Below are 13,374 nucleotides of genomic sequence, written 5' to 3' on the forward strand. Positions count from 1 at the left end.
AAAAAGGAGGAAACAGAACATGAAGGACATAACATGGAAAGAAATCGAGCATATCGGACCAATGGAGATAGAGCGCCGCAGCTTTGAAATGATCTCTGAGGAAGCGGGGGACCGTATTCCCGAGGACGAGCGGGCAATGATTATCAAACGGGTCATTCATACGTCGGCAGATTTTGACTATATTGATCAGCTGCGCTTTTCCGATGGTGCAGTAAAAAAAGCACAGGCTGCCCTGCGGGCCGGCGCGTGGATTATTACAGATACGATGATGGCATTTTCCGGAATTAATAAAAAAAGCCTTCAGCTGTGCGGCGGTGAGGCACACTGTTTCATCGGAGATGAAGACGTGGCCAGAGAAGCAAAAAGCCGTGGCGTGACGAGGGCTTCCGTATGTGTGGACAAAGCTGCAGCGCTGGGCAAACCAGTAATCTATGCGGTAGGAAATGCACCGACGGCCCTGCTTCGCCTGTATGAGCTGATTCAAAAGGGAACCTTTTGTCCGGAGCTTGTAATCGGCGTGCCGGTCGGCTTTGTCAATGTCGTACAGTCCAAAGAGCTGATTATGCAGACAGACGTACCGTACATCGTAGCGCGCGGCCGCAAAGGAGGCAGCAACGTGGCAGCAGCAATCTGCAACGCCTTACTGTACCAATTGGACGGCAGCCGCGTGTAATATGGGGCGTCCCGCTTAACATATTTCAAAAACACCTCATTTTTGCGAAAGGAGTCCACGAGAATGCAGATCTATCTGATACGGCACGGAAGCACAGCCGGAAACCTGGAACACCGCTACGTCGGGACAACAGACGAAGAATTGACGCAGGATGCGTGTCAGGAACTTCGGCTTGCGCGAGGAAAATTTCCGGTACCGGACGTCGTGTTTACGAGCCCTTTGAGACGTTGTGTACAGACTGCGGGGATTTTGTTTCCCGAAGCATCCAAAGAGGTAGTCTTTGATCTGAAAGAATGTGAATTTGGCGCATTTGAGTATAAGAATTATAAAGAGCTGCAGGGCAATGAGGCGTATCAGAGCTGGATAGACAGCGGAGGGACGGCTGCATTTCCGGGGGGAGAAAGCCGGGAAGAATTCAGCAAAAGATGCTGCAAGGCTTTTGAAACAGCCTGCTTTGATGCGCTTCGTAAAAAATACGACACGGCAGTTTTTGTTGTGCACGGCGGAACGATCATGGCTGTCATGGAGCAGTATGCAAGGCCATCCAGGGACTATTTTGACTGGCAGGTAAAAAACGGATGTGGGTTTTCTTGTGAGGTGTGCTTTGCGGACGTAAACGAAAACTGTGAGGCAAAAGAGCCGATGCACACGATAAATCCGGGTGACGGCAGACTGTATCTGAAACAGATTGATTTTCTTTCTTGTGAGGCGAATGAGAAGGATCGAATTGGCGTTGAAGATTTGTTCGTGATGAAGAAGGATAAGAAGCTTCGATGCGGCTATACGACAGGAAGCTGCGCGGCTGCGGCGGCAAAGGCGGCAGTATGGATGCTGCTGACAGGACAGATCTGCGAGCGGGCGGAGATTGCGACGCCAAAAGGAATTGTTCTGCGCCTGCCTGTTGTGGAGCAGCATATTTCGGGAGAGAATGCTGTCTGCGCTGTGCGAAAATACGGCGGGGATGATCCGGATGCGACAGACGGGGCGCTCATTTATGCGCAGGCAGAAAAAATGAAACTGCCGCTTGGCGAAGGGGCGGATAGGAACGACATTTCGGGAGCCTGCCGGGATGGAGACGGGGAACGTCATGCAGGCAAAATGATGCACAAAGCGCGTGTGTCCATCGACGGCGGAACGGGTGTCGGACGCGTGACAAAGCCGGGACTGGAGCAGCCGGTCGGTGCAGCGGCGATCAACCGTGTGCCGCGTGAAATGATCGAGCGGGAGGTTGAGGCAGTATGCCGCAACTGCTCCTATGGCGGAGGGATTCGGATTACGATTTCTGTGCCGTCCGGTGTGGAGCTTGCAAAAAGAACCTTTAATCCGCACATTGGAATTGTGGACGGGATTTCCATTCTCGGTACGAGCGGAATCGTGGTTCCTATGAGCGAGGAGGCATTGATTGCCAGCATACGCGTGGAGATGAAGCAGAAGGTAGAAAACGGCGCGCAGTATCTGTTGATTACACCGGGAAATTATGGGGCGGATTTTATTCGCAGAAAAGAGCTTTCGGGGGCGCTGGATGCAGAGCACTCGATGAAATGCAGCAATTACGTCGGTGAGACGTTGGATATGGCGGTTTCACTCGGTGCGAAAGGAATTTTATTTGTTGCGCATATCGGAAAATTTATTAAGGTTTCGGGCGGCATCATGAATACGCATTCTGCACAGGCAGATTGCAGAGCGGAGCTTATTACAGCTCAGACGTTGCGTGCGCTGAAAAAATATAATTCAGAAAAAGCGTTACTGGAAACATCAGAGATAACGGCCCTCGCCGTGCAGCTTCTTGCAGCAAATACAACGGAGGAAGCGGTCGGAATTTTACAGGAGAAAAATCTGTTGAAAGACGTGATAACAGAGACTCTGGGACGCATTCATTATCATTTGCAGAAACGCTGTCAGGGGATGCTTGAAACAGAGGTGATTCTTTTTTCAAATCAGTATGGATATCTGGGTGAAACCGAAGGCGCGCAGTGCATGATGGAAAAAGTGATGGAACAGACAAAGAACAGCGAAAAGCTGACATAAAAATTCCGGCAGGCATCGAAACAGATGCAGGGCCGCAGGCATACAGGAGGATGAAAATGGCAGGAATATTATATGGCGTGGGCGTGGGCCCGGGCGATCCGGAATATATGACGCTGAAAGCGGTACGGCTCATCCGGGAAAATGAGGTGATTGCGGTACCGGGTGCTGTTGCGCAGGAGACGGTTGCATACCGGATTGCAGTGCAGGCAGTTCCGGAGCTGGCAGATAAGGAACTCCTTGCAGTTATGATGCCGATGACGCATGACAAAGATGCGCTGGAGCAAGGACACAGGGAGGCTGCGGATGCGGTGGAGCGGTATTTGAAGCAGGGGAAAAATGTTGTGTTTCTCACCCTGGGAGATCCCACCGTTTATTCGACTTATCTGTATGTTCAGAAACGTATTGAAGACAGAGGCTATGCTACGGAGCTGGTGAGTGGGATTCCGTCTTTTTGCGCTGCGGCTGCCAGAGCAAATATATCTTTGGTGGAGTGGAGCGAGCGGCTCCATGTGCTTCCGGCAGCTCATATGCCAGAGGATGCACTTGACCAGCCGGGCAATTATATTCTGATGAAGTCAGGCAAACGGATGGGGCAAGTAAAGGAAATATTGAAGAAAAGCGGCCGGGATGTGGTGATGGTGGAAAACTGTGGCATGGAAACGGAACAGGTTTATCACGGTGTGGACGAAATTCCGGATACGGCGGGCTATTATTCGCTGATCATTGCAAAGGAGGCAAGAAAATGATTCATTTTGTAGGAGCAGGAAGCGGCGCGGCTGATCTGATTACCGTGAGGGGAAAAAAGCTTCTGGAGCAGGCGGATGTGATTATCTATGCAGGGTCCCTGGTTAATCCGGAACTGCTGGAGGATAAAAAAGAGGACTGTGTGGTATATGACAGTGCCAGGATGACACTGGAAGAGGTCTTTTCAGTCATGAAGGAGACGGAGGCGAAAGGACTTACAACAGTGCGTTTGCATACCGGGGACCCGTGCATTTACGGTGCAATCCGTGAGCAGATGGATTTGTTGGATAAAGCGGGGATTGTATATGATTACTGTCCCGGTGTCAGCGCATTTTGCGGTGCAGCCTCGGCGCTGAATCTGGAATATACTCTGCCGGGAATTTCGCAGACTGTGATTATCACGCGAATGGCGGGGCGGACACCGGTGCCGGAGCGTGAAGAGATCGCGAAGCTTGCATCCCATGGTGCGACAATGGTTATTTTTCTCAGTACCGGGATGCTGGAACAGCTTACACAGCGGTTGCTTGCAGGCGGCTATCAAAAAGAGACTCCGGCGGCCATTGTCTATAAAGCAACGTGGCCGGACGAGCGCAGTTATACGTGTACGGTCGAGACGCTGGCTCAGTGTGCAAAGGAGCATAATGTGACCAAGACCGCGCTTATTATTGTGGGAGATACGGTGGCCCAGGCCGGATACAACCGTTCAGAGCTTTACCATCCTGCGTTTTCGACAGAGTTCCGTAATGCTTCTGTGCGCAGAGAGGAAGAAGCGTGCAGGTGAGAAAAATAGGCATCGCTGCGTTTACAGACAAAGGCAGGGCGTTGGCAGAGCAGATCAGTCTTAGGTTGAGTGAAGACACGGAAATTCTGTGGTATCAGGAACATTTAAAAAGCTGGTGTGCGGACTGTTTTGCGCAGGCTTCAGGAATATTGTTCATCGGGGCGTGCGGAATTGCGGTACGAACCATTGCACCTTTTCTGAAAAGTAAGACAACAGATCCGGCCGTTCTGGTGATGGATGAAAAGGGACAGTTTGTGATCTCGCTTCTTTCGGGGCATCTTGGAGGTGCAAATGAGCTCACAGCGGAGATTGCAGAGCTGACCGGCGCTGTGCCGGTGATCACGACAGCCTCGGATGTCAATGGAAAAACGGCAGTCGATGTTCTGGCGAAAAAGAACGGTTTGAAAATTGGGTCCATGTCAGATGCAAAAAAAATGGCTGCCGCGATTGTGCGGGGCGAGCAGGTGGGCATTTGGTGCAGCGGACAGACGGAGGGGAAACTTCCGGAGGAGTTCGTTTTGCTGGAAAGTCCTGAAAATATCTCGCATACTGCGGTTGAACATCTTCTGTGGATTTCAGAGCAGCTTCCGAAAAAGGCGGAATTGCAAACGCATCTGTCCGGGCGGGCGGGAATCGTTTTGCATTTGATCCCGAGGAACGTTGTGCTTGGAATTGGATGTCGCAGGAATAAAACAGAGGAAGAGATTATTCATGAAGTGTCCCGCGTTCTGAAGGAGGAAAGCATACCGGAGGAAGCGCTTGTGGGTGCGGCGTCGATAGACCTTAAAAAAGAAGAACAAGGGATTTTGGCACTCTGTAAGCGTTATGGGATTTCGTTTACTACGTACACGGCAAACGAGCTTGCGCAGGCCGAAGGAGAGTTTGAACCGTCGGAGTTTGTGAAAAGAACAACAGGCGTAGACAACGTGTGTGAGCGGGCGGCACTGCTCGCAGCGGGCAAAAATGCGCGACTGATCCGGAAAAAATATGCCGCAAACGGCATAACGGTAGCACTTGCCGTACGGGAATGGAAGATCAGCTTTGAAAAATAAGCAGTATGTAAGTAGAATGCAAAGAGAAGTTTGGATTAAGTTTGGATAAGGAAATCGTATATAAAAACGGAGGATAAGCTTTGAAAAAGAGAGTGTATGTGATCGGAATGGGGCCGGGGGAACCGGAGATGATGTGTGTGAAAGCAGACCGGATTTTGCGGGAATGCGATACAATTATTGGGTACACCGTTTACGTGAATCTGCTGAGGGAGGCTTATCCCGGAAAAGAATTTTTGACAACGCCGATGACCCAGGAGGCGAAGCGCTGCGAGATGGCTTTTGAGGAGGCTGCAAAGGGAAAAAAAGTTGCCATGGTTTGCAGCGGGGATGCCGGCGTGTATGGTATGAGCGGGCTGATGCTGGAGATCGGTGCGAGCTATCCGGAAATCGAAGTAGAGGTTGTTTCGGGCGTGACGGCAGCTTTAAGCGGTGGCGCAGTACTTGGCGCGCCGCTGACGCATGATTTTGCAGTGATCAGTCTGAGCGACCGACTCACTCCGTGGGATAAAATTGAGAAAAGGCTTGCGTGTGCGGCAGAAGCAGACTTTTCTATTTGCCTTTACAACCCTTCGAGTAAGGGGCGTCCTGATTATCTGAAGCGGGCCTGTGATATTCTTTTGCAGTTTCTGCCAGAGGACCGTATCTGCGGGACTGTGGAAAACATCGGAAGGCAGGGAGAGACGGCAAAGCTGTATACACTCGGACAGCTGCGGGACACAGAGGTAAACATGTTTACAACAGTATTTATCGGGAATTCCATGACAAAGGAAATCGGGGGACGTATGGTGACTCCAAGAGGTTATCGGATATGACGGGAAAGAAAGTACTTGTTTTTGGCGGGACCGTCGAGGGCAGGCAGGTATCAGATTTTCTGAGGGAAAAGGAAGTATTCCATATACTTTGCGTTGCAACTGAGTATGGAGAGGAAGTCTTGACTGCGGACAGGTATCTGGATATCCGGCAGGGACGGCTGAATGTGATGCAGATGCGCGAGCTGATCCGACAAGAGGGGTTCTGCGCGGCAGTGGATGCGACACATCCGTACGCGGTGGAGGTTTCCAGAAACATCAGGGAGGCCTGTGATCTGGAAAATCTGCGGTACCTGCGGTATCTCCGATCCGGTCTGACGGAAGAAGGAAAAGAATCAGAAGCTGTGTATGTAGATTCAGCGGCCGAGGCAGCAATGTATCTTGAGACGCAGCAAGGCCCCATTTTTTTGACGACCGGAAGCAAGGAACTGCGAGCGTTTACCGAACACATTTCAGATAAGTCGCGACTTTTTGCAAGAGTACTGCCTGCTGCGCAGGTCATAGAATCCTGCCGTGCGCTTGGGCTTGAGGGAAAACAGATCTGTGGCATGCAGGGGCCTTTTTCGGCGGATATCAATGAAGCGATGATGCGTCAGGCCGGTTCACGGTTTCTGGTGACGAAGGATACAGGAATTTCCGGAGGATTTCCGGAAAAGGTGGAAGCTGCCAGAAGGCTTGGTGTTCAGATCGTAATGATTCGCAGACCACAGGAAGAGGGCTGCGGATGGGAAGAGATCAGAAATACGCTTGTGGAAATTGTGAAAGAAAGTACAGCATATATCGGGGCAACAGATCGTGTGGAACCAACAAAGAACGCAGGTGTGGAAGCAGTTACGGATGTACAGACAGTAGGCAAACCAGATCCGGAAACAGATATAGAAACGAATTTGGAAGTGGAAATAGAAACCAATTTGGGAATGGCTCCGGCGATGGAGAAGCGGACAATCAGCTGCATCGGTATCGGGATGGGGACGCTGGATACCCTGACGCATGAGGGAGCAGAACGGATTCGCAGTGCAGACGTTTTGTTTGGCGCAAAACGGATTCTGGAAAGCGTTAGCCGGATGCCAGGACTGCTGCCCGGAGCTGACAGGCGGCAGGAACATACGCAGGGAGGCGTTGATGGAACATACGTATCTGATGTTCCGGACATGGTAACAGAATACAGCGGCAGTAAAATTGCGGCGTATCTTGACAGGCATCCGGAATATCGCCGCGTGGTTATTCTGATGTCCGGGGATGTTGGGTTTTACAGCGGGGCGCGCAGCATTCAGGAAGCCTTTCCAGGGGAAGCGGTTCATTTTTGCTGCGGTATTTCGTCAGTCATTTATTTTGCGTCCAGGATTCCTACCCCATGGCAGGATGCGAAGCTTGTGAGCGCGCACGGAAAAGCGTTTTCCGTACTGAATCATGTGAGACGCTATCCGAAGCTGATTCTGCTGGTTGGCGGGCCAGAAGATGTGGAGCAGATCTGCAAAGAGCTGCAACATGCAGGACAAGGGCAGATCCGGGTGACAGTTGGAACAAATTTGTCTTATCCGGAGGAAAAGATTGAACAGGGGGCTCCGGAGGACTTTTTATCCTGCAAAACAAAAGGGCTCCATATTCTGATGCTGGAAAATCCGGATGCATCGTATATTCTTACGCCGGGCATTCCGGATGAAGCGTTTATTCGCGGTAAGGTTCCGATGACAAAAGAGGAAATCAGGGTTCTTTCGATTGCGAAGCTGAGACTTGTAGAAGACGCAGTGGTTTATGATGTGGGAGCAGGAACCGGTTCTGTATCGGTAGAGATTGCAAGGCTGTGCACACAGGGATATGTCTATGCGATAGAACAAAAGCCGGAGGGCATTGCGCTGATTCGCGAAAATAGCCGGCGTATGTGTCTGTCAAATCTGATTCCGGTAGAGGGAACAGCCCCCCGGGCGCTTGAGGACTTGCCTGTACCGACCCATGCTTTTATCGGGGGAAGCTCGGGAAATATGCGACAGATTGTAGCGTGCCTGCTTGCCAGAAATCCGCAGATACGTATTGTGATTAATACGATCGCGCTGGAAAGCATTGCGGAAGTGATGGCGGTTTTAAAAGAGTTTGGGATTGCTGATGCGGATATTGTACAGGTAAGCGCGGCAAAAGCGAAGGTTTTGGGGCGTTATCACATGATGAACGCGCAGAATCCCGTTTCGATTATAGCTTTTGGTGGAAATAGCAGTATAACTTTTTGACAAGATATGTTAGAATAAAAAGAGTACAAAATACAGAATAAAGGAGTGCAGGATCATGCAAAAAAACGCTGAGCGTGCGGCAGTAAGTTTGGCACGCTGTGACGTATGATTCATTTGCCGAGGATTATGCTGGCAGCGCCTTCAAGCGGCAGCGGGAAAACGATGATTACGTGCGGATTTTTACAGGCGCTTATAAATCGGGGCCTATCGCCGGTTTCTTTTAAATGTGGTCCGGATTACATTGATCCGATGTTTCACACAAAGGTTATTGGCGCAAAGTCCAGGAATCTTGATACATTTTTTACAGGCCGGGATGTGACGCGTTATCTGTTTGCGAGAACTGCATCGAAGGCAGATATCTCTGTCCTGGAAGGTGTCATGGGGATTTATGATGGTCTGGGCGGCATTTCGCCGAGAGCGTCCTCATATGAATTGGCACAGGTAACGAATACGCCGGTGATACTTGTGGTAAATGCCCGCGGGATGAGCCTTTCGGTGATTCCTCTGATCCGGGGATATCTGGATTACCAGAGCGCATTTGGCAGTCAGATGATCCGAGGTGTTATTTTAAATCAGACAAGCAGGATGACATACTTGCTTCTCAAAGAAAAAATCGAGCAGGATACGGGCGTGAGGCTTTTGGGGTATGTACCAAGACTCCCGGACTATGTAATTGAGAGTCGCCATCTTGGACTGGTTACACCGGATGAAATTACGGATCTGAAAAATACACTGGACCGGCTTGGCAAAGAACTGGAACAGTGTCTCGATATAAACGGAATCCTGGAGCTTGCGCAGGAAGCTTCTGATTATGAGGAGACAGAACTGCGGACGCCGGAGTGTGCGGCAGCATATATTACAGGGCAGCAGGAACATGGCGGTTCCGGCTGTATGCGCTCCAGGCTTGGCGTTGCAATGGATGAAGCTTTTTGTTTTTATTATCAGGACAATCTGGAGCTGCTTGAAGCTATGGGAGCAGAACTGATTCCTTTTTCACCGCTTCATGATACGCATCTGCCGCAGGGGATTTCCGGTCTGATATTCGGAGGCGGTTATCCCGAGTTGTATACAAGGCAGCTTGCGCACAATGTGCCAATGCGGGAGGAAATTTACCGGACATTGAAAGTCGGGATGCCGTATCTGGCAGAATGCGGGGGATTTATGTATCTCCATGAGGAGATGGAGGATATGGAGGGTAGGGGATTTCCGATGTGCGGTGTGATTCCGGGACGTTCGTTTCATACGTCGAAGCTTTCCAGATTTGGATATATACAATTACAGGTTAATGCGGAAGCAGGAATACAGATGGAGCAGCTTTTGAAGCCTGGCCATACGATCCGTGGACATGAGTTCCACTACTTTGACAGTACCAATGCAGGAGCAGCTTATCGGGCGCAAAAACCGCTCGGAAAACGGCAGTGGGAATGCATACACGGAGATACCGCATATGCGGCCGGATATCCGCATTTGTATTACTGGTCAGAACCGGCTTTTGCAGCTGCATTTGTAGAAAAAACCGTACAGTACAGGCAAAGAGGTCTCCGTTACATATAAAAAGACAGAGAATCTGTTTCATACGTTTGGAGAAAATGGCTGAAAGACGAGGACAAAAAGAACAGAACAATAAAAGCAGGTGAAAAAATGGAAGGAACAGAACAGGAACAGCTTACGCTAAATTATGTGCTTTCGCATATTTCAGCATGTGATCAGAAGGCAATCAAAGAGTGCAAAAGGCGTTGGGACAGCATTGCCAAGCCGCTTCACAGCCTGGGCTGGCTGGAGGAGGCGATTGCGATCATTGCAGGGGCGCAGCACAGCAGCGAGATCATCACAAATAAAAAGATTCTGGTGCCGATGTGTGCGGACAATGGAGTGGTTGCAGAGGGGGTGACGCAGACCGGGCAGGAAGTTACGGCCATTGTGGCAGAAAATTTTCTGGATGAGAAGTCCTGCGCGGCACTGATGTGTGTTCATGCAGGAGCTGATATTCATCCGATTGATATCGGTATGGCTGTGGATACCCCGCGGGTAGAAAAAAGGAAGATCGCCTATGGTACAAGAAACTTTGCCAGAGAGATGGCAATGACGAAAGAAGAGGCAGTAAAGGGACTTGAGACGGGCATTCGGCTGGTCGGAGAGTTAAAAGAAAAGGGGTACCGGATGATTGCGACCGGAGAGATGGGAATCGGAAATACGACGACATCCAGCGCGGTTGCGGCTGCTTTGCTTGGGGTTCCGGCAGAGGAGATGACAGGACGTGGAGCAGGGCTTTCGGGAGAAGGACTGAAGAAGAAAATAACAGTGATTCAGGATGCAATCGAACGATGGAATCTGACGCAGGCAGATCCGCTGACCGTCCTGGCGTGCGTAGGAGGTTTTGATCTTGCTGGTATCGCGGGGATGTTTCTTGGCGGAGCGTATTATCATATACCGGTTTTGATCGACGGATTTATTTCGTCTGTGGCAGCGCTTCTGGCGGTTCAGCTTTGTCCGGATGCAATCGGATATATGGTCGCAACGCATGTTTCCAAGGAACCGGCTGCACACAGAATATTGGATGAACTGGGGCTGTCTCCGGCGCTTGACGCAGGAATGTGCCTGGGTGAAGGAAGCGGGGCTGTGGCAGTATTTCCACTTATTGAGATGGCAGCAGATATTTATCACAGGATGAGTACGTTTGAACAGATTGATATGGAGGCATACCAGGAGCTGACTTAAAGATATGGCAGTTTCGGAAAAGGAGGGGGCATATGAGAAAGAAAAAAGCAGTGAGATTGATGGCAGTTTTACTCAGTGGCGCTATGCTGCTGGGAAATGCGCCTGCGTCTGTGGCGATGGAAGGGGAAATACCACAGGAAAATGTTTTGGAGGAGCTGATTTTGGAGGATGACGGCAGCAGTACAGCGGCAGATGAAGGAAATTCCGGCGAAGCAGAAGAAAAGACAGAGCTTGGGATAGAATCCATTGAGACTGTGAATGATCCGGTAGGAGAGGAAGAACCGCCGGTGGAGGGCTCCGACAAGCCAGAACATCAGGAAGCGGAAATCCGGGCGGGAGCGCAGCAGATTCTGATGTTTACGATGGAGGCAACAGCAGAGAACATCACAGTCGCATGGCGTTCTTCGGACAGTACGGTTGCAGAATGCGGAACGATCCGAAATCCAGACGCTGCAAAAGGCGAAACGGAATATTCCTGTATTGTGACGGGAAAAAAAGCAGGTATGTGTACGATAGAAGCGTATAATGAGAGCGACAGTACGGTATATGCAGCATTTGACGTAAGCATAGTCCCTTATCGCGTGACAGGTTGCATCGGAACGCAGCTTGCATTTACCATTACATCCGAGGTCCTGCAGGAATTTGATTTTTCTTGTGTGGATGACGCGCTGACCAATGCGACATTTGAAGCAGTTGATCTCGTTAACTCAGGCGGTCAGACGATCTATGTGTATTCTTACCGTATTGATGCGGATAAGCTGTACGATGGTGTGCTGAAGGCAACGGGAAAGACAGATCAAACGCAAAAAGAGGTATCGGTAACGGTCAGCAGCCATTCCTGGAGCGATACACCGACAGTAGAAAAAGAAGCAACGTGTTCAGAACCAGGGGTTCAGAATGTACATTGTACGGTCTGTGATGCGGTAAAAGAGGGAAGTGAGGAAGAGATCCCATGTATTCCACACACCTGGAATCCGGAAGCGACGATTGAGAAAGAGGCGACGTGTTCTGAGCCGGGCTATCAGGTTACATATTGCAGTGACTGCGGCGCAGTGAAAGAGGGAAGCAGGGAAGAAATTCCATGTATTCCTCATACGTGGAATCCGGAAGCAACGATTGAAAAGGAAGCAACGTGTTCGGCTACGGGATACAAGAGTGTTCATTGGAGTGTCTGTGATGCAGTGAAAGAGGGAAGCGAAGAGACAATTCCGAGTACGCCGCACAGCTGGAAAACAGACCGGACGGTTGATCAGCCGGTTACCTGCACAGAAAACGGGGCGAGCAGCATCCATTGCAGTGTCTGTGACATTGTAAAAGAAGGAAGTGTACAGCAGCTTCCGGCGACGGGGCATCAATGGGATAGCTGGAAGCAGGTGACGGCTCCGGCGATCAAAACAGAGGGGAAGGACCAGAGAGTTTGTCTGCGGTGTAATGCAAAAGAGACACGTTCGACTGGAAAGCTTCCGTTAGCACTTGATAAAGTCAAGATGAATACGCCGACTGTGGTAAGCGGTGATCACATCGGGCTTAGCTGGCAGGCAGTAAACTATGCGGACGGTTATATCGTTTACCGGAAAAAAGGAAGCAAGTGGACGAAGATTGCGACACTGAAAGGCAATGTTCTTGCATATACAGACAAAGATACAAAGATCGGAACAACGTATACCTATTCTGTCAGGGGTTACGTTACAGAAAACGGAAAAACCGTTTACAGTCCGAGCCTGAAGCCTGGCGTTTCCATTGAGCAGAAGTTTTATAAAGATGCTGTGAAAATGCGGGATGCGACAGATTTGTCGACCACTTCGATCAAGATCCGCTGGACTGGCCGCAAAAAGTCCTCGGGTTATATTATTTACAGAAAGATACCAGGGAAATCCTGGAAGAAGCTTGCTACAGTCGGAAAGGTTACTTCTTATACAGATAAAACGTGTGATTCAGCGACGACCTATCAGTACGCAGTCAAGGCTTACACGAAAAACGGGAAGAAAACCATTTACAGCAAAATGGAAAAAACAGGTGCCGCTGCGATTTCCAGGATGCACAGACCCAAGGTCACTGTGAAGTCTACGGATGAGGAGACTGCAGTTCTGAAATGGACCAAGCAGTCGAATGTGGGCGGCTATGTGATCTACCGCAAAGAGGGTTCCAAGGGAAAATGGATTAAGATCAAGCGGACGAGTGCAAAGACTAGCTCCTTTACAGATGAAGATGTAGAGAGCGGAAAAACGTATTACTACATTGTGAAGGCATATAAGAAAGCTAAACCAAAGGTTGGCATTATGGAACCTGTGTACAGTAAGTATTACAAAAAGAAAGTGAAAATTAAATAGAATGATCAAAAATG

Annotated in this window: 10 protein-coding genes; all 10 read left to right on the forward strand. The window is 50.0% G+C overall.

The features are described from left to right. Window positions 1–19: 19 nt before the first annotated feature. The 10 genes from AC6I2O_RS17640 to AC6I2O_RS17685 all read left to right on the forward strand — a co-directional run bounded on the left by AC6I2O_RS17640 (window position 20) and on the right by AC6I2O_RS17685 (window position 13,360). A complete protein-coding gene (locus AC6I2O_RS17640; protein ID WP_120391482.1) occupies window positions 20–673 on the forward strand; it encodes a precorrin-8X methylmutase in 654 nt (217 codons plus the stop codon). A gap of 63 nt (window positions 674–736) precedes the next feature. After that, complete coding sequence (gene cbiD / locus AC6I2O_RS17645; RefSeq protein ID WP_497743374.1) at window positions 737–2,701, forward strand: cobalt-precorrin-5B (C(1))-methyltransferase CbiD; 1,965 nt, start codon at window positions 737–739, stop codon at window positions 2,699–2,701. A gap of 56 nt (window positions 2,702–2,757) precedes the next feature. Further along, complete coding sequence (cobI, locus tag AC6I2O_RS17650) at window positions 2,758–3,447, forward strand: precorrin-2 C(20)-methyltransferase (protein ID WP_120391680.1); 690 nt, start codon at window positions 2,758–2,760, stop codon at window positions 3,445–3,447. Beyond that, window positions 3,444–4,226, forward strand: coding sequence for a precorrin-4 C(11)-methyltransferase (cobM, locus tag AC6I2O_RS17655; protein WP_120391484.1), 783 nt, complete (start codon window positions 3,444–3,446; stop codon window positions 4,224–4,226). The genes cobI and cobM overlap by 4 nt, the downstream gene beginning before the upstream one ends. After that, the gene (locus tag AC6I2O_RS17660; protein ID WP_497743375.1) at window positions 4,223–5,278 is read left to right on the forward strand and encodes a cobalt-precorrin 5A hydrolase; all 1,056 of its coding nucleotides are present in this window, start codon (window positions 4,223–4,225) and stop codon (window positions 5,276–5,278) included. The genes cobM and AC6I2O_RS17660 overlap by 4 nt, the downstream gene beginning before the upstream one ends. Before the next feature lie 80 nt (window positions 5,279–5,358). Beyond that, window positions 5,359–6,090, forward strand: a complete 732-nt coding sequence (cobJ, locus tag AC6I2O_RS17665; protein ID WP_497743376.1) for a precorrin-3B C(17)-methyltransferase — start codon at window positions 5,359–5,361, stop codon at window positions 6,088–6,090. Continuing rightward, window positions 6,087–8,312 (forward strand): precorrin-6A reductase, encoded by a 2,226-nt coding sequence (gene cobK, locus AC6I2O_RS17670; RefSeq protein WP_497743377.1) that lies wholly within the window; start codon window positions 6,087–6,089, stop codon window positions 8,310–8,312. Before cobJ ends, cobK begins: the two co-directional genes overlap by 4 nt. 105 nt (window positions 8,313–8,417) lie before the next feature. Continuing rightward, on the forward strand, window positions 8,418–9,866 hold the full coding sequence (locus tag AC6I2O_RS17675) for a cobyrinic acid a,c-diamide synthase CobB (protein ID WP_497743378.1): 1,449 nt from the start codon (window positions 8,418–8,420) through the stop codon (window positions 9,864–9,866). An 87-nt stretch (window positions 9,867–9,953) separates the two neighbouring features. Beyond that, on the forward strand, window positions 9,954–11,030 hold the full coding sequence (gene cobT, locus AC6I2O_RS17680) for a nicotinate-nucleotide--dimethylbenzimidazole phosphoribosyltransferase (protein ID WP_497743379.1): 1,077 nt from the start codon (window positions 9,954–9,956) through the stop codon (window positions 11,028–11,030). A 32-nt stretch (window positions 11,031–11,062) separates the two neighbouring features. Next, on the forward strand, window positions 11,063–13,360 hold the full coding sequence (locus AC6I2O_RS17685) for a fibronectin type III domain-containing protein (RefSeq protein WP_497743380.1): 2,298 nt from the start codon (window positions 11,063–11,065) through the stop codon (window positions 13,358–13,360). Window positions 13,361–13,374 lie beyond the last annotated feature (14 nt).

The sequence above is a fragment of the Blautia sp. St.27G3 genome (assembly GCF_059728505.1).

Excerpts from the sequence above, each read along its gene's own strand:
- AC6I2O_RS17640 (WP_120391482.1), top strand. The coding sequence starts at position 20 with ATGAAGGACATAACATGGAAAGAAATCGAGCATATCGGACCAATGGAG.
- cbiD (WP_497743374.1), top strand. The coding sequence starts at position 737 with ATGCAGATCTATCTGATACGGCACGGAAGCACAGCCGGAAACCTGGAA.
- cobI (WP_120391680.1), top strand. The coding sequence starts at position 2,758 with ATGGCAGGAATATTATATGGCGTGGGCGTGGGCCCGGGCGATCCGGAA.
- cobM (WP_120391484.1), top strand. The coding sequence starts at position 3,444 with ATGATTCATTTTGTAGGAGCAGGAAGCGGCGCGGCTGATCTGATTACC.
- cobK (WP_497743377.1), top strand. The coding sequence starts at position 6,087 with ATGACGGGAAAGAAAGTACTTGTTTTTGGCGGGACCGTCGAGGGCAGG.
- AC6I2O_RS17675 (WP_497743378.1), top strand. The coding sequence starts at position 8,418 with ATGATTCATTTGCCGAGGATTATGCTGGCAGCGCCTTCAAGCGGCAGC.
- cobT (WP_497743379.1), top strand. The coding sequence starts at position 9,954 with ATGGAAGGAACAGAACAGGAACAGCTTACGCTAAATTATGTGCTTTCG.
- AC6I2O_RS17685 (WP_497743380.1), top strand. The coding sequence starts at position 11,063 with ATGAGAAAGAAAAAAGCAGTGAGATTGATGGCAGTTTTACTCAGTGGC.